Here is a 16,544-nt window from a genome sequence, read left to right as displayed (position 1 = left end):
ACTGATAATATACTCTATAAGAAATAAAAAGGAATCAGGTCGAGCGCTAACTTTTGACCTGATTCCTTTTTATGAACAATAAATTAGTGCTAGGACAACTAATTTTATTTCTTTTCAATAAAACTAATCAATTCTAGAAAACGAACAAGCTTGAAAAGCCAGTTACGCAAATACCAATTAGCAATACAATCAGATTTGACCAAATTCTGCCTGCCTTAAACTTGAAATTGGCAAATGTCATAAGAATGATTATACATCCTGTGATGAAAAAGAGAAGATATATCTGTTTGAGTGGAAGAAAGATTTCGACTAGGAACAAGCCAATCAATAATATCAGAACTCTCGAATTTCGATACCAAGCAATTTTTCCAAAGAAAACACGAAAATATGAAAAAGAAGAATCCTTTTCCATCGAGATATATTTGAGTATCAACAAAATTATCCAGAAAATATATAGTCCTAAAGCAACTTTTGTCATTTTATCACCTCAATTAGTGTTCCTCAAATAATGTTGTTAGCCGCTCCATAAATTTTGTAACGAAACGATCAACATCGACATTAACAGCTGCTTGTGTTGTTGTCGCAGGTAAGTTCAAGCGAGTTTCATCCCCAATTGTACGCCCTTCATAAGGTTTTTGTGTATCTACTTTCATATTTAAGTAGATTGTTTCAAGGAGTTTTGGCTCAAGTGCGGCTGCTACAGCAAGCGGATCGTGAAGAGCGCAGCCGTTCAGATGGGGGTTTGTTTCTTTATAAGCATCAATATAGTAATCAACTAGATCAGCATAAACACTGCCGGATTTTGTCTTAAGATTGCGCCAAATCGCAGTTTCTTTATTAGTTAAGAGCGTTCGGGTAGTAACGTCCAAACCGACCATTGTTAAAGGAATATCGGATTGGAACACATCATTTGCTGCCTCTGGGTCTTGATGAATATTTGCCTCTGAAACTGGACTAACATTGCCAGGAACTGTTAGTGCTCCACCCATCAGTGTGACGTGACCAATCAATTTTGTAATTGTAGGATCCTTCTTGATTGCAGCAGCTAGATTAGTAAGTGGACCAGTTGGAACTAGCAGCAGGTCTTTTTTGTATTTGTGGACAGCATCAATTAGGAAATCAATACTGGACTGCTTTTCGACCTTTGTCGAGGCACGATTGATTTCCAAGTTTGCTACACCGTTGTTCCCATGAATTCGAGCACTAACAGGTTGCACAGTGAAGCTTGAAGTAGTTGACGAATGTGAAAATCCTTCATAGACGGGAACCCCACTTGCTCCAAGTAATGAAAGCAAGTCAAGACTATTTTGCGTGCCCTGTTCAACAAGGACGTTCCCGTAAGAACCGATGATTCCAATTAAATCACAGTCTTGATCCGCTAGTGCATATGCTAATGCTAGTGCATCATCGATGCCTGTATCTAAGTCTAATATCATTTTATATTTAGCCATTTGTTGCCTCCAGAATTTCAAATATGTATTTGGTATTTATTCATATCTTACCAAATATTAGTAAAAGTGACTAGATGTCTGGTTGCTGAATAAAGACTTAAAGATAATTGAAACTAAAAGTCTAGTGTAGTATACTTATAGTAACATAAAGTATACTGAGAGTTACCTTTTATAAAATATGAGTATAGGTGTGACGACTTTGGGACAAATTGAACGTCGATTTGAAATTCGTGAATTAAAAAAGCAAGATTTATTAGATGCAGCTGAAAGTAAGTTTTTTAAAAATGGTTTTGAAGCGACTAGTATTGCTGAAATTGCCAAGGCAGCAGAATTTAGTAAGAAGACGCTGTATACCTACTTCGATAGTAAGAATCAGATATATTTTGAAATAATGTTGCGCGGGTACAAGCAACTGTTGGAATTGATACAGCTTCAACAGCAAGAAAGTCATCCTCTAAATTCTACGCAACAATTTGCAGTCTTTTGGAAGGCGCTTGAGAATTTCTTGAGTAATTACGAGGGTTATTTGAATGCAATTATTTTTTTTGAAATTCATAGTGGACAGGTACAGAATAATTACAAGATTTCTGAATACCAACAATTAAAAAAAGAACTGACTGATAGTCTGCTGGAGTTTTTTGAAAATAAAACCGACGTAGTTAGAATAAAGAGTGGTTTAATATGGCAGTTTGTTTTAGGAACAGCGCAGAATGCACTTGGCAACCATGAAAAGAGTCAACTGATATTACAGAGTGGCTATAAGCTGTTATCTAGCATGATAAGTGCAGAATTAAGTTAAAAAAAGTTTAAATAAGGTTAAATGAAGAAATATATGAATAAATATGTTGTCACAAACAAGATGAAATATTACTATTAATTATAGTAATAACTTTTCAACTATTTATTGAGATTGGGTCATAAGTCAAAGTTTTCTGTTTAACTTTAAATTACTCATGGTGAAGATACATTACGTTCATAATTTTAGGTTAGTACTTGAATTTTAAAGGTCTATGACACACTCTCAACTTGATAAGGATGGTGAAGTGATGAAACAAAGTCTAAATGAGTTTTTGACTACAGGTTTGGCTAATCTAGGATTCGATGGGGGTTTAGACTTACTTTGGGACAAAGATGGTCATACTTTTACAGTTGACATCACTTTTAGTATTGAACAAAAGGGACAGCACTTCTTATTGGATATGACTGGTGATAGCTCTAAAGAAAATCCAATAGAATTTGTGGATACAATTCTTATATATGACAGTACAGTGCAAAATATTAAACCGGCTTGGAGTGATGACTTCTTGGCTTGTATAGCATACGATGGCAAATCTGGTTGGGAGAGAGCCCAAGGAGTAGCCTTCTTGGAGTACTTGAAAGTAATATTGTTATCTGGGCGCGAAAACTTGCAGCATTTTCTGAGTAATAGTGACCAGTTAGATTTTTTACTGAATTTTGAATTGAAATGGTCAGAAGAAACCTTCGAACAATTGGTCAGAGAAAAACAAAAAAGTATATCTGGTACACTACCTTATGAAGCTTAAGAGATAAGTATAAGAGATAAAATCAGTTTGGAGGATTTCATTTGCGCTGGGGTAAATTGACAATTAAGGCTAATAATGAATTGCAGGCACCGCTTGAGAATATCTTATTAGACCTAGAAGCACAGGGAATTGAGAAGGACGATGACGATTTTTTGACAGGTCGGAGCCATACTATTATTATTAGCGGTTTCTTTGAGTTGCAGCAAAGTATTAATGATAAAGTTGATTTAATTAAAACACGTATTAACAAGCTTGAGGAGTATGGGTTTGATACTGAAGGTGTTTCTATCAGGTATGGTATCATAGACGATCAAACCTGGAAAGATGAGTGGGAGAAGTATTATCACGCACAAAGAATTACTCGTTTTTTGACAGTTGTTCCTTTTTGGGAGGAATACAAGAAACACCAAAATTCGGAAATTGTCATTAGGTTGGATCCGCAGCAAGCATTTGGAACTGGGACACATCCGACGACAGTTCTTGCTTTGCGTGCACTAGAGGACCATATACGTGGGGATGAAGTTGTTTTTGACGTTGGTACTGGCACTGGAATATTAAGTATTGCTGCAAGTTTATTAGGTGTTAAGCGTGTCTATGCTTGTGATGTAGAAGATGAAGCAATCATATCTGCAAAAAAAAATCTAGAATTAAATAAAGACGTTAATAACGTTGAACTGGAATTGAATAGTTTATTGGATGGAGCAAAGGGACAAGCAGACCTTATACTCGCCAATATCTTACCAGAAGTGCAGACGTTATTGCTACCGCAGGTAGTGGAACATTTGAGACCACAGGGCAAACTTATCATGGCGGGAATCATTGTTGAAAAGGAAGAAGAAATGGCTGCACAGGTTCGAGCAACTGGGTTAAAGATTATTGAGACTTTGAGCGATGGAAAATGGGTCGCAATTATTGCTCAAAAAGATTTGGAGGATTGAGAAATGCAGCGTTATTTCATTGATAAGTCCGAGATAGCCGATGAATTAGTACTACCAGCAGAAATCTATCATCATGCTATTAGGGTTATGAGATTGCATGTGGATAGCCAATTTGAGCTTGTCTTGAAGACCCAAAAGGTAGCATTGATGAGAATAACACAAGTTACTAAAGAAGAGGCAAGAGCCGTGCTGATCAATTGGATTGAAACTAAGGTTGAACTACCTGTTCACGTGACGATTGCTTGTGCGCTATCCAAAAGTGATAAAGCTGAGTGGATTGTACAAAAGGGAACTGAACTAGGTGCCAGTGAATTTATTTTTTTTGCTGGAGAATTCTCTGTTGCAAAATGGGAGCAAAAAAAAGTAGCGAAAAAAGTAGAGCGTTTGAGTAAAGTTGCTCTGAATGCTGCTCAGCAGTCGCATAGAACCAAGATTCCTACTGTCCAATACAATCAAAGTCTGACCTCAATTGAGCTGTCAGGTTTTGATTATAAATTAGTTGCTTATGAGGAGTCAGCAAAAAATGGTGAAAAAAGTAACTTATTTGGATTAACTGAATCAATGAAAAAAGAAATTACAAACTCAAAACAACCTGAATTACTCGCCATTTTTGGACCAGAAGGTGGAATATCACCTAGGGAAGTAGATTATATGGAAAAAAATCGTTTTGTTTTTGCAGGATTAGGTCCAAGGATTATGCGTGCTGAGACGGCTCCTTTGTATCTGCTCTCGGCACTTTCATTCGTAATAGAATTAGGGTAGAATATAGACAATTATAATTAAGTGAGGATTTAAAATGACTTCGAAAAAAATATTTTCATTAACAACTTTATGGTATTTAGCATTTGCAACTGCGGCAGCAATTGTCGTTCCAATTATCTTCAGTTTTATTAACCTGACAGATGTTCAACAATATACTTTTTCTTTTTTTGGAATTAATGTAATTTTTACAATCATATCTGGACTGATTGTTGGTATTAAGAAACAGCCATTTATCTATTTGTTCTTTTTTCCAATTTTATATCTTATTGGGGTTAGACTATTTTTTGAGAGTTTTGCATATTACATTGCCATTGTTTACCTATTAATTGGTTTCTTAACGTATGGTGCAGTTAAGGATTAGTCCAAAAATATTATGGCAGAATTGGATTTTAAGGAAAATGTGTTTGAGAGGAACGAAAACTTTTATCACATTTCTTTTTTATGTTTGCACAACTTTAACGGAATTGGAGAAAAAGAGGAAGATTAGCTGATTTTGGGAGTGGACATTATGGAAAAAGAAACTAACTGGAGTGCGGATGATGTAATCAGAGGTGTCCAGAAATATATGAATGAAAAGCATGTAGCATTGGTGAAGAAAGCGTATGACTTTGCTAATTATGTGCATAAAGATCAACATCGCCAGTCAGGAGAGCCATATATTATTCATCCGATACAGGTTGCGGGAATACTTGTGGACTTGAAAATGGATCCGGCGACAGTTTGTGCTGGATTCCTTCATGATGTCGTCGAAGATACACCGGTTACTTTGGGAGATTTAGCTGAATTATTCGGTAAGGATGTCGAAATAATTGTTGATGGGGTTACTAAGCTTAGCAAGATTCAATATAAATCACATCAGCAGCAATTAGCTGAGAATCACCGTAAATTATTATTAGCGATGTCCAAAGACTTAAGAGTTATTATTGTGAAACTTGCTGATCGTTTGCATAACATGCGGACTTTGTCTCATTTGCGTCCTGACAAGCAACGCAGAATTGCTAATGAAACACTTGAGATTTATGCTCCGTTGGCTGATCGTTTAGGTATCAGCACAATTAAGTGGGAGTTAGAGGACGTTTCTTTGCGTTATCTTAACCCACAGCAATACTATCGAATTGTGCATCTAATGAATTCGAAGAGAACAGAGAGAGTTCAGTATATCGATAAAGCAATTGTCGATATCAAGAAATCAATTGCGGACTTAAATGTTGATTGCGAAATTTACGGACGTCCTAAGCATATCTATTCAATTTATCGTAAAATGAAGGACCAGCACAAACAATTTAGTCAGATTTATGATTTGTTGGCTGTCAGGGTTATTGTACATTCTATCAAGGATTGTTATGCGGTTTTAGGAGCAATTCATACCCAGTGGAAACCCATGCCGGGTCGTTTTAAAGACTATATAGCAATGCCAAAAGCAAATATGTATCAATCGCTCCACACAACTGTAATCGGTCCAAAAGGGCAACCTTTTGAAGTTCAGATCAGAACTTCTGAAATGCACCGAGTTGCTGAATATGGTATTGCCGCTCATTGGGCATACAAAGAAGGCAAGACTGAGGCAGTCGCTAATGATGATACTGGAACAAAACTTAATTGGTTTAAAGAAATAATTGAATTGCAAGATGAGAGCAGTGATGCTGCTGAATTTGTCGAGAGTGTCAAAGGCGATTTATTTGGGGATCGTGTTTACGTATTTACTCCTAAAGGTGATGTATTTGAGTTACCTAAGGGTGCAGGTCCGCTAGATATGGCCTATTCGATTCACACTGAAATCGGGAATAAGACTGTTGGAACAAAGGTCAATGGGAAGATGGTACCGCTCGATTATCAGGTTAAAAACGGTGATATTGTTGATATTTTGACTTCATCAAATTCCGCAGGTCCTAGTCAAGACTGGTTAAAGTTAGTGCATACAAATAAGGCACGTAATAAGATAAAACGTTTCTTTAAGCAGCAGGATCGGGTTGAAAACATCGATAAGGGTAAAGAAATTATTGATGAGAATTTACTAGAAATGGGTTTTGAGCCTAAGGCTGTTTTAACAAATGATAATATCGCAAAGGTTTTGAAAAAACGTAAATTTTCAAGTGCAGATGATTTGTTTGCGGCAATCGGTTTTGGTGAGGTTGCACCACTTGGGGTCATTAACACTCTGACTGAAAAAATTAGAGCTGAACAAGAATCGACCCGTAAGCGGCAAGAAGAAAAGGCTCTGTTGGAAGATCACCAGGAAATTACGAAGGAAAATGGCCAGAGTACACAAAAAGCCAAAAGCGATGAAGGTGTGATAATTGCAGGAGTTGACAACTTATTAGTTAGGTTGAGCCACTGCTGTAATCCGATTCCTGGCGACAAGATCGTAGGTTATATTACGAAAGGACGCGGAGTTTCTGTCCATCGTGTGGACTGTCCAAATGTGAAGAATGCCAAGCAGTCCGGGAGTCGCTTTATCGATGTTACTTGGAATATTGTTCCTGACGCCAAAACATTTTATAATGCAGACTTACAAATCCAAGGATACAACCGTTCAGGTTTACTGAATGATGTTCTACAGGCACTTAATAATAGTACTCGTCAATTGAACTCAGTCAATGGGCGAGTGGATAGTAATAAGCTTGCAACGATGGATGTGACCGTCGGAATTCGTGATGGAATTCATTTGCAGAGGGTTATTGATAATATTAAGCGTGTTCCAGATGTTTACGTAGTTAAGAGAACAATTCATTAAGGAGAAAGCTAGCTAGTGAGAGTCGTAGTGCAAAGAGTTAGTCAAGCAAGTGTTACAATCAATAATAGATTGTATAACAAAATATCTAATGGTTTTTTACTGTTTGTTGGTTTTGAAGAAGGTGATGGGGCTGATGAGATCAAGTACTTAGTTCATAAGATCAGTCAACTGCGCGTTTTTTCTGATTCTGAAGGCAAAATGAATCTCAGAATTGCTCAGGTCCAAGGGGAGATTCTGTCTATCTCGCAGTTTACCTTATATGCGGCTTTGAAAAAGGGTAACCGACCAAGTTTCACTGCGGCACAGAATCCAGAAGAGGCGAAGAAAAACTATGTGGTTTTCAATAAGGCCTTGAGTCAAGAGGGAATAGTTGTTAGAGAAGGAGTCTTTGGTGCTGATATGCAAGTGGCACTGACGAATGACGGTCCAGTAACTATCATTTATGATACAGATAATCTCAAATAGGGGGAGAGTCTATTGCGTCTAATTTCATTGGAAAAGGAAGCTCAAGAGTTCAGCCAAAAAAGAGAAAATGTTTTTGTGCCGACTACTTTTGGGGTTAAAGTAATTCGTGAACGTTTTGAATTAGAGCAAAGGACACAAGTCTATTTGCATGAAGCAGTAATTGAAAAAAGGTCTTTGGCAGTAAACGGTTCTGACGATATTCAAGTTCATATAGTTTTGCCGCCAGATATTGAAAATGAAAGAGTTCCGATACTCTTTTATGTCCATGGTGGTCAATTTATTTCAGGCGGTATCGCAACACATAATAAAATTGTACGAGAACTGGCTTGCCGGGCACATGTTGCGGTTATCTTTCCTGAGTATTCACTGGCACCTGAAGCAAAGGCACCTACAGCACTTACTGAATTAGAAGAAGTTTACCAACGGCTTCCTGAATTGGCAAGACAATTCCCATTGGATTTGTCACGGATAATGTTATCTGGAGATGATTCAGGAGGAACTCTGGCGACCTGTCTGGCTTATCGTGTCCATCGGATTGCAGGGCAAAAAATTTATAAGATTTTGTTGCTTTGCCCAGTAATGAATGCAGCTTTTGATACAAATTCATATCATCAATTTGCTGGGGGTTACGACTTGACTCGTGAACAGATGAAGTGGTCGTGGGAGCAATACTTAGCACTTGTCACTGATGCACAAAACAGCAGTATTTCTCCTTTGCAGGCTGATTTTAAGATGCTTGGCAATTTACCAGAAACATTGATAATTACTGCTGAAGCTGATGTTGTTCGAGATGAAGCAGAAGCCTTTGCACGTAAGATGCGTGATGCAGGGGGAGATGTAACACAAATTAGGTTCCAAGGAACCATTCATGAATTTATGGTACATAATGCACTGGATAAGACAAATACATGTCGTCTGGCAATGAATACTGCTGTCGATTGGATTAAGAGAAGGTAGAAAGGTGAAGGTACTGTGAAGGATTTTATATGGGACTTTGATGGAACACTTTATGATACCTATCCAGGGATGGTTGCTTCTTTCGTAGCTGCTTTTGAAGAAAACGGTATCGTTGTTGATAGTCGAGATGTTTATCGGAAAATGCGAAAATATTCGGTTGGCAGAACTTTCGGGGAATATTTTTTGGATATTTCGGCGGAGCTGCAACAAAAAATTAAGGCAAGTTATCATGTTCACGAAAACAATGCTTCTAGAAATGCGCAACCATTTGCTGGTGTTGAAGAGGTTTGTCAAAAAATAACTTCCTCAGGTGGTCGAAACTTCTTATTAACACACAGGGATAGAAGTTCACTGAAATTATTGAAAAAAGATGGTTTATTTGCACTTTTTACTGGTTTTGTAACTTCTGAAGATAACTTTCCCAGAAAACCTGATCCGGAGTCCTTACTACATTTATGTGATCTTTTCTCAATTAATCGAAAAGAAGCGGTTATGATTGGTGATCGGGTCCTTGATGTAGAAGCAGGTCATAATGCTGAGATGCAGGGTTATTTATTTGATCCAGATAACTTGATTGATGAATCTGTAATCTGTGATAAGCGAGTTGCAAGAATAAGTGAGATAATATAATTTCAGGAATTGAGTAATTTAGGTAAAGTTACTCTTTTTTTATTTTTTATGTGTTTGTTTTATGAGTGCATCTTTTGAACAGTTTCAAAAAAAACGAGTATTCTGTTATAATAAAGGGTAATTTTGATTGATGGGGAACTGCTGATGAAAAAGCAAAACAAATCTTTTATATATGAAAATAGAAGTAACTTAATTTTACTGGCAATTGTAGTTGTTCTTGCTCTAATATTGTCTGCTAAAACATTTGAATACCTGCAGCAAGTAACCATTGTGACACCGAAAACTGCCTTGAGAAGTGGACCAGGTATTGAGTATTCGAGTAAAAGTACGCTAAAAAAAGAGCAAAGGGTCACAATAATTCGGAAAAAGTATCACTGGATTTATATCAAAGATGCAAACAATAAATTTGGTTGGATCGCTGATTGGAGTGTTCCAAAGAAATATCGTAATAAGATTAGCAATGTTTCAGATGCTACGATTGTAATTGATCCAGGACACGGTGGGGCGGATTCTGGGGCATTGTCTACAACCGGTAAGATGGAGAAGACATACACTTTGAAAGTTGCACGCAAAGTAGTCGCAAAACTCCGTGCGAAGGGTGCAAAAGTTTATATGACTAGAGATTCAAATAAATATGTGGGGCTGGCCGCTAGGGCTGAACTCTCAAACAAGGTTCATGCCGATGCTTTCATTAGTTTTCATTTTGATTCCTCACCGGTTGCGAATGATGCTTCAGGAGTTACTACATATTACTACCATCAAAAATTATCTTATCGCCTAGCCAAGACTATAAACTCAGAATTTAATACACTGAGTTTAGACAATCGTGGAATTGATGTAGGTAACTTTCAAGTTATTCGGGATAATGAGTTTCCAGCAATATTGCTAGAAATGGGTTATATTAACAGTGATCGGGATTTTGCACAAATCAAATCCAATTCTTATCAAAATACAATTTCATCAGACGTTGTGACAGGTTTGACAAAGTATTTTGAAAATTAGTTATTTTGACTGTGTATCTTGACTTTATAGTAAAAATAAAGTATGTTTGTAACAGTATATTAGAACCGAATGGAAGAGGAGTAGCTGAAGATTCTTAAGCAGAGAGTGGGCGGTTGGTGAGAGCTTCACTAAGATAATCAGCGAAAGACACTTCTTAGGTGTATGCACAAATGCATACCGTTGTGGAACGTTATCCAATGAGTAGCTAGTTAAGGTGGTACCGTGCTGATTGCACCCTTGTCGAATTTCTTCGGCAAGGTTTTTTTTCGTCAAAATGTAAAAATGATTTAGGAGGAGTAAGTAATGAAATATCAACGTCCAAAGGGTACGACAGATATTATCCCTGGAGAATCTGAAAAATGGCAAAGTGTTGAAGAAAAAGCACGTAAGCTGTTTAACAAATACCGTTATAATGAAATCCGTACACCAATATTTGAAAGTTTTGAAGTCTTTTCTCGCACATCGGGTGAAACTTCGGACATTGTTACAAAGGAAATGTACGATTTCTTTGATAAGGGAGATCGGCACATTACACTGCGTCCTGAAGGAACTGCGGGAGTGGTACGTGCGTACGTTGAAAATAAATTATATGGACCAGAGATTCAAAAACCGTTTAAGACATTCTACATGGGACCGATGTTTCGTTATGAACGTCCGCAGGCTGGTAGATTAAGAGAGTTTCATCAAATTGGGGTCGAAGCATTTGGAGTTGATAATCCAGCTTTAGATGTTGAAGTGATGTCAATGGCCGTTGAACTCTTGCACAGCTTCGGCTTGAAAAATTTGAAACTTGCAATCAATACATTAGGTGATATTGAGTCTCGGACGAATTATCGCAATGCTCTGGTTGAGTATCTTGAACCATTCGAGACGCAGTTAAGTGATGATTCAAAAGAACGACTTCACAAGAATCCACTACGTGTTCTTGATAGTAAAGATCAAAATGATCAGAAAATTGTTGCAGATGCACCCGATATTCTTGATTATTTAACACCTGATGCACAGCAGCATTTTGATAAAGTCAAGATGTTGCTTGATACATTAGGAATATCATATGAGATTGATTCAAATATGGTTCGTGGCCTTGATTATTATAATCACACGATTTTTGAAATTATGAGTAACTCGAAAGCCTTTGGTGGCAAATGGACAACAGTATGTGCCGGTGGCCGGTACAATGGCCTTGTTGAGCAATTAGGCGGACCGGAAACACCGGGGATTGGTTTTGGCCTTGGTGTGGAACGCCTATTATTGGTTTTGGATGCTGAAGGAATCAATCTGAAACCCGATAATGGTTTAGATGTTTATATAGTTGGAATTGGAGAAGAGACTCTTTCTGGAACAATGAAACTTGTTCATGCAATTCGCAAAGCAGGTTTTAGTGCAGAACGTGACTATTTGGATCGCAAACCCAAGGGACAATTCAAGGCAGCTAGTCGATTGGGTGCCAAGTACACACTTACGGTTGGTGAAGAAGAACTAACAACAGGCAAGGCAAATTTGAAAGAAATGACAAGTGGTCAGGAAATTGCAGTCAGTCTTTCAGATATTCAAACAAATTTTGGTGAAGTTATACGAAACTTCAACTCTGTAAAGGGAGAATAGTAAATAACTATGAAAAGAACAGTTTATTGTGGATTAGTAGATGAATCATTTTTGGGTAAAGAAGTCACTTTAAAAGGCTGGGTTCAAAAACGTCGTGACCTTGGTAATTTGATTTTTATTGACCTAAGAGACCGTGAAGGAATCGTTCAATTAGTATTTAGCCAAGCTTTTGACGAGGCTGCTCTTAAGGTAGCTGATGAATTACGCAGCGAATATGTAATTGAAGTTACTGGTAAGGTCGTAAATCGTGCAAAAGATGCAATTAATCCCAAAATGGCGACAGGTAAGTTTGAAGTTGAAATTCATGAAATCAATCTTCTGAATAAGGCAAAGACACCACCATTTTATATTGAAGATGGGATCAATGTTGCAGACGATTTGCGCCTGAAGTATCGCTATCTTGATTTACGTCGTCCAGAAATGCAGCAGGGTTTGATTCTTCGCAGCAAGATTACGCAATCAATTCATCGCTATCTTGATGAAAATAAATTTATTGATATTGAAACGCCATATCTGACAAAGTCAACACCTGAAGGAGCACGTGATTACCTTGTGCCTTCCCGTGTTTATCCAGGACATTTTTATGCACTTCCACAGTCACCACAGTTATTCAAACAATTATTGATGGGTGCTGGATTTGATCGTTATTACCAAATTGCACGTTGTTTCCGTGATGAAGATTTGCGTGGGGACCGTCAGCCAGAGTTTACTCAGGTTGACTTGGAAACTTCATTTATGACAGCTGAAGAAATTCAAGATTTGACAGAAGGATTATTGAAGCGTGTTATGAAGGATACGCTGGACATTGATATCGAACTTCCCCTTAAGCGGATTACTTGGAATGAAGCAATGGATCGTTTTGGCTCAGATAAACCAGATGTACGCTTTGGGATGGAATTGAAGAACATGGCGGATGCAGTCAAAGACGTTGACTTCAAGGTATTCAAAAACACACTTGAAAACGGTGGGCAGGTCAAGGCAATTGCTGTACCAGGTGGAGCAGACAAATACTCTCGCAAAGAACTTGATGCCAAGCAGGACTACATCAAACGCTTTGGTGCAAAAGGAATGGCCTGGTTAAAAGTAACTGAAGATGGTTTTTCTGGACCTATTGCTAAGTTTTTCAATGAAAGTGTTACTACCCTTTGCGAAGCAGCAGAAGCCAAAATGGGAGACTTAATCTTGTTTGTAGCAGATACTAAGGATGTTGTTGCTGCTTCATTAGGATATTTACGTACGAGTATTGCTAAGGAATTAGACATGATTGACGAAAGTAAGTTTGCCTTCTTGTGGGTCGTTGATTGGCCATTATTCGAGTATAGCGAGGACTTCCATAGATACATTGCAGCTCATCATCCATTCACAATGCCTAATGAAGAAGATGTTGCTTTGTTAGAGACCGACCCACACAAGGCACACGCACAGAGCTATGATATTGTGTTGAACGGTTATGAATTGGGCGGTGGTTCAATTCGTATTCATCAACGGGATGTTCAAGAAAAAATGTTTAAAGCATTAGGATTTACAAAGGAGAAGGCTGAGGAACAATTTGGTTTCTTCATCGATGCGCTTGATTATGGTTTTCCACCTCATGGCGGATTAGCAATTGGCTTGGACCGTTTTGCAATGCTGTTAGCTAAACGTGATAATATTCGTGAAGTTATCGCATTTCCAAAGAATTCTAAAGCATCCGAACCACTTACGAATGCACCAAGTACGGTTGCACCAAAACAATTAGACGAATTACATCTAGAAACAACAGAAGATTAATTAATATCAGGGCTGTCACAAAAGAATCGTTTTGTCACAGCTCTTTTTATCGGTAAATTATTTTACAAATTATCTTTTTAAAAGCATAATTAGGAGTACTAACACTTGAAGTATAAAAATAATTAGTTTATTTTATATTTGACATGTTTACTAGGAGGAATTTTAATGAGCAAAAAGATTGATACAGCAATATTTGCTGGTGGTTGTTTCTGGTGTATGGTAAAACCATTTGATGAATATCCTGGAATTATTAAAGTGGTTTCAGGATATACAGGGGGACATGTTCCCAATCCTACTTATGAGCAGGTTTGTTCACATACTACTGGTCACACGGAGGCAGTTGAAATAACTTTTGATCCAACTGTTGTTTCGTATGAGAAGTTAGTAGAAATCTATTGGCAGCAGACAGATCCTACAGATGCGATGGGACAATTCCAAGATCGTGGGGATAACTATCGTCCAGTAATATTTACAAAAAATAAAGAGCAAAAGAAAATTGCACTTGCTTCACGGGAAAAACTCGCAAAAAGCGGAAAGTACGATAAGCCAATTGTTACGTTGATTGAAGATGCTAAACCATTCTACAAGGCTGAGGAGTATCATCAGGATTTCTATAAGAAAAACCCGGAGCGCTTTGCAATGGAAGAAATCGGCAGAATGGAATATAAGAATCATTTTTCATAATTATTTAATCAAGAGGAGAATTGAGAAAACTAAATGGATGAATTTCAGCGAATATGGAAAAGACATCAATATGTTGCGCGTGCTTCTACAGCATTTATTTATGGGATCTTAGTTTCGATTGCGATGAATTTCTTTTGGACACCTGGTAAGATTTATTCGTCTGGTGTTACGGGATTGGCACAGTTGATTGAGACTCTCACACGTCAGTACGGGCCAGTACATTTATCAACTGCGATACTTCTTTTGCTGTTGAACTTACCACTGTTTTTGATTGCTTGGATGAATATTGGACATCGTTTTACCTTTTTTACTTTTTTGGCGGTTGTCTGTTCAAGTATCATGATTAAGTCGTTGAAACCAATTACGTTGACAACAGATCCGATAATTTGTGCAATTTTTGGAGCTGCAATCAATGGATTTGGTACGGGATTAGCTCTTAAAAATGGTATTTCAACTGGCGGTCTGGATATTATTGGGTTGACTCTACGCAAGAAAACAGGTAAGAGTATTGGAACAATCAATATGATATTCAATGCGTTTATAGTATTGGCAGCAGGAGCTGTTTATGGCTGGCCCTATGCATTCTATTCAGCGTTGGGAATCGTAATTAATGCGCGTGTTATGGATATGGTTTATACTCGTCAGCAGAAGATGCAGGTGATGATTGTTACTAACAAGCCTAAGAGTGTTGTTGACTGCATTCAGAGCCACATGAGGCGAGGAATTACAATTGTACATGGTGCTGAAGGTGCCTATCGACATGATGAAAAATCAATTTTGTTTACTGTTATTTCAAGATATGAACAAGCAGATTTAAAAGCTGCAATGGAAGAGTCTGATCCATATGCATTTGTAAGTATTTCTGAAAATGTACAAATAATGGGTCATTTTTATGAACCTGAGCCTTAGACTTAAGAGGAGGATTAAAATGCTAATTGGATCACATGTTGGAATGAAGGGAAAAGATATGCTTCTTGGATCAGCTAAAGAGGCTGAATCATACGGGGCATCTACCTTCATGATTTATACTGGAGCACCACAAAATACTAGAAGAAAACCTATTTCAGAAATGAATATTGAAGCTGGACATGAATACATGGAAGAGCATAATTTGGGTAATATTGTTGTTCATGCACCTTATATCATTAATCTTGGCAATACTAAAAAGCCCGAGAATTTTGCTTTTGCAGTTGATTTTCTTAGAGCAGAGGTTGAACGTGCTGAGGCACTTGGAGCACCACAAATGACTTTCCATCCAGGAGCACATGTTGGAGCGGGAGCAGATGCCGCAATCGCAAATATTATAAAGGGACTTAATGAAGTTATTACCCCTAAACAAACACTTCAAATTGCAATTGAAACAATGGCTGGTAAAGGGACTGAGGTCGGCAGAACATTTGAAGAAATTGAGCAGATAATTTCAGGTGTAACATACAATGAAAAGTTGTCAGTTACTTTTGATACTTGCCATACAAATGATGCGGGATACAATGTCAAGGAAGATTTTGATGGTGTCTTGAATCAATTTGATAAGATAATTGGGCTTGACCGGTTAAAAGTTGTTCACGTGAATGATTCGAAGAACGAAATGGGAGCACATAAGGATCGTCATGAAAACATTGGATTTGGCACGATTGGTTTTGAAGCATTGAATTACATCGTTCATCATGAAGCATTGGTTAACATACCAAAGATTATGGAAACTCCGTATGTCGGACCCGACAAGAAGAACCAGTTTGCTCCATATGGTTTTGAGATTAAAATGTTTGAAAAGCAGACTTTTGATCCTCAAATGCAAGAAAAAGTGTTTGCACAAAAGGGTAAACAATAGACAAGAGTACTGCATAAGGCGAAAAAATTGAGAACTAATGGGAACTTACAAGCATAGCATGTTCTTCGTTGCAAGCAATTTAAGTATGATGGAAGATTTGGGTTTGTGAAGTACATTTATATGAAAATAAAAGGGGAGTGTGACATAAGTCGGTAAAATTTGAGTACTAAC

General features: G+C 37.6%; 17 protein-coding genes. 15 read left to right on the top strand and 2 right to left on the bottom strand.

Annotated elements, in window-relative coordinates:
• Positions 1 to 133 precede the first annotated feature (133 nt).
• Both GSM_RS03800 and GSM_RS03795 read right to left on the bottom strand, forming a co-directional pair.
• Positions 134 to 478 (bottom strand): hypothetical protein, encoded by a 345-nt coding sequence (locus GSM_RS03800; protein WP_003690177.1) that lies wholly within the window; start codon positions 476 to 478, stop codon positions 134 to 136.
• A 13-nt stretch (positions 479 to 491) separates the two neighbouring features.
• On the bottom strand, positions 492 to 1,451 hold the full coding sequence (locus tag GSM_RS03795) for a nucleoside hydrolase (RefSeq protein WP_003690178.1): 960 nt from the start codon (positions 1,449 to 1,451) through the stop codon (positions 492 to 494).
• A gap of 199 nt (positions 1,452 to 1,650) precedes the next feature.
• Here GSM_RS03795 and GSM_RS03790 point away from each other — a divergent pair, with 199 nt between their 5' ends.
• From GSM_RS03790 to GSM_RS03720, 15 genes are all read left to right on the top strand, one after another.
• On the top strand, positions 1,651 to 2,250 hold the full coding sequence (locus GSM_RS03790) for a TetR/AcrR family transcriptional regulator (RefSeq protein WP_003690179.1): 600 nt from the start codon (positions 1,651 to 1,653) through the stop codon (positions 2,248 to 2,250).
• Positions 2,251 to 2,497: 247 nt separating this feature from the next.
• Complete coding sequence (locus GSM_RS03785; RefSeq protein ID WP_003690180.1) at positions 2,498 to 2,995, top strand: DUF3013 family protein; 498 nt, start codon at positions 2,498 to 2,500, stop codon at positions 2,993 to 2,995.
• Positions 2,996 to 3,036: 41 nt separating this feature from the next.
• Positions 3,037 to 3,933, top strand: a complete 897-nt coding sequence (gene prmA, locus GSM_RS03780) for a 50S ribosomal protein L11 methyltransferase (protein WP_003690182.1) — start codon at positions 3,037 to 3,039, stop codon at positions 3,931 to 3,933.
• A 3-nt stretch (positions 3,934 to 3,936) separates the two neighbouring features.
• On the top strand, positions 3,937 to 4,695 hold the full coding sequence (locus GSM_RS03775) for a 16S rRNA (uracil(1498)-N(3))-methyltransferase (RefSeq protein WP_003690183.1): 759 nt from the start codon (positions 3,937 to 3,939) through the stop codon (positions 4,693 to 4,695).
• A 34-nt stretch (positions 4,696 to 4,729) separates the two neighbouring features.
• On the top strand, positions 4,730 to 5,056 hold the full coding sequence (locus GSM_RS03770) for a hypothetical protein (RefSeq protein ID WP_003690184.1): 327 nt from the start codon (positions 4,730 to 4,732) through the stop codon (positions 5,054 to 5,056).
• 147 nt (positions 5,057 to 5,203) lie between these two features.
• On the top strand, positions 5,204 to 7,429 hold the full coding sequence (locus GSM_RS03765) for a RelA/SpoT family protein (RefSeq protein ID WP_003690185.1): 2,226 nt from the start codon (positions 5,204 to 5,206) through the stop codon (positions 7,427 to 7,429).
• 15 nt (positions 7,430 to 7,444) lie between these two features.
• Positions 7,445 to 7,894: a D-aminoacyl-tRNA deacylase gene (gene dtd / locus GSM_RS03760; protein WP_003690186.1), complete on the top strand. Its 450-nt coding sequence runs from the start codon at positions 7,445 to 7,447 to the stop codon at positions 7,892 to 7,894.
• Positions 7,895 to 7,906: 12 nt separating this feature from the next.
• A complete protein-coding gene (locus tag GSM_RS03755; protein ID WP_003690187.1) occupies positions 7,907 to 8,851 on the top strand; it encodes an alpha/beta hydrolase in 945 nt (314 codons plus the stop codon).
• A 15-nt stretch (positions 8,852 to 8,866) separates the two neighbouring features.
• On the top strand, positions 8,867 to 9,481 hold the full coding sequence (locus GSM_RS03750; RefSeq protein ID WP_003690188.1) for an HAD-IA family hydrolase: 615 nt from the start codon (positions 8,867 to 8,869) through the stop codon (positions 9,479 to 9,481).
• A gap of 144 nt (positions 9,482 to 9,625) precedes the next feature.
• Positions 9,626 to 10,483, top strand: coding sequence for an N-acetylmuramoyl-L-alanine amidase family protein (locus GSM_RS03745; RefSeq protein WP_003690190.1), 858 nt, complete (start codon positions 9,626 to 9,628; stop codon positions 10,481 to 10,483).
• A gap of 303 nt (positions 10,484 to 10,786) precedes the next feature.
• Entirely contained in the window at positions 10,787 to 12,088 is a 1,302-nt protein-coding gene (gene hisS, locus GSM_RS03740; protein ID WP_003690192.1) for a histidine--tRNA ligase, read from the top strand.
• A 9-nt stretch (positions 12,089 to 12,097) separates the two neighbouring features.
• The gene (aspS, locus tag GSM_RS03735) at positions 12,098 to 13,858 is read left to right on the top strand and encodes an aspartate--tRNA ligase (RefSeq protein WP_003690193.1); all 1,761 of its coding nucleotides are present in this window, start codon (positions 12,098 to 12,100) and stop codon (positions 13,856 to 13,858) included.
• A gap of 165 nt (positions 13,859 to 14,023) precedes the next feature.
• Positions 14,024 to 14,542, top strand: coding sequence for a peptide-methionine (S)-S-oxide reductase MsrA (gene msrA, locus GSM_RS03730; protein ID WP_003690194.1), 519 nt, complete (start codon positions 14,024 to 14,026; stop codon positions 14,540 to 14,542).
• A 33-nt stretch (positions 14,543 to 14,575) separates the two neighbouring features.
• Positions 14,576 to 15,451: a YitT family protein gene (locus GSM_RS03725; RefSeq protein ID WP_003690195.1), complete on the top strand. Its 876-nt coding sequence runs from the start codon at positions 14,576 to 14,578 to the stop codon at positions 15,449 to 15,451.
• A gap of 19 nt (positions 15,452 to 15,470) precedes the next feature.
• The gene (locus tag GSM_RS03720) at positions 15,471 to 16,373 is read left to right on the top strand and encodes a deoxyribonuclease IV (RefSeq protein ID WP_003690196.1); all 903 of its coding nucleotides are present in this window, start codon (positions 15,471 to 15,473) and stop codon (positions 16,371 to 16,373) included.
• The last annotated feature ends 171 nt before the right edge of the window (positions 16,374 to 16,544 follow it).

It is taken from the genome of Liquorilactobacillus mali KCTC 3596 = DSM 20444 (assembly GCF_000260415.1).
GTDB lineage: Bacteria > Bacillota > Bacilli > Lactobacillales > Lactobacillaceae > Liquorilactobacillus > Liquorilactobacillus mali.
This window is presented reverse-complemented; position numbering and strand designations above follow the sequence as displayed.

Bases quoted from the DNA above. Each gene is read 5' to 3' on its own strand.
- GSM_RS03765 (WP_003690185.1), top strand. From the start codon at position 5,204: ATGGAAAAAGAAACTAACTGGAGTGCGGATGATGTAATCAGAGGTGTC.
- GSM_RS03795 (WP_003690178.1), bottom strand. From the start codon at position 1,451: ATGGCTAAATATAAAATGATATTAGACTTAGATACAGGCATCGATGAT.
- GSM_RS03745 (WP_003690190.1), top strand. From the start codon at position 9,626: ATGAAAAAGCAAAACAAATCTTTTATATATGAAAATAGAAGTAACTTA.
- msrA (WP_003690194.1), top strand. From the start codon at position 14,024: ATGAGCAAAAAGATTGATACAGCAATATTTGCTGGTGGTTGTTTCTGG.
- hisS (WP_003690192.1), top strand. From the start codon at position 10,787: ATGAAATATCAACGTCCAAAGGGTACGACAGATATTATCCCTGGAGAA.
- GSM_RS03725 (WP_003690195.1), top strand. From the start codon at position 14,576: ATGGATGAATTTCAGCGAATATGGAAAAGACATCAATATGTTGCGCGT.
- GSM_RS03800 (WP_003690177.1), bottom strand. From the start codon at position 478: ATGACAAAAGTTGCTTTAGGACTATATATTTTCTGGATAATTTTGTTG.
- GSM_RS03785 (WP_003690180.1), top strand. From the start codon at position 2,498: ATGAAACAAAGTCTAAATGAGTTTTTGACTACAGGTTTGGCTAATCTA.
- GSM_RS03720 (WP_003690196.1), top strand. From the start codon at position 15,471: ATGCTAATTGGATCACATGTTGGAATGAAGGGAAAAGATATGCTTCTT.
- GSM_RS03775 (WP_003690183.1), top strand. From the start codon at position 3,937: ATGCAGCGTTATTTCATTGATAAGTCCGAGATAGCCGATGAATTAGTA.
- GSM_RS03770 (WP_003690184.1), top strand. From the start codon at position 4,730: ATGACTTCGAAAAAAATATTTTCATTAACAACTTTATGGTATTTAGCA.
- aspS (WP_003690193.1), top strand. From the start codon at position 12,098: ATGAAAAGAACAGTTTATTGTGGATTAGTAGATGAATCATTTTTGGGT.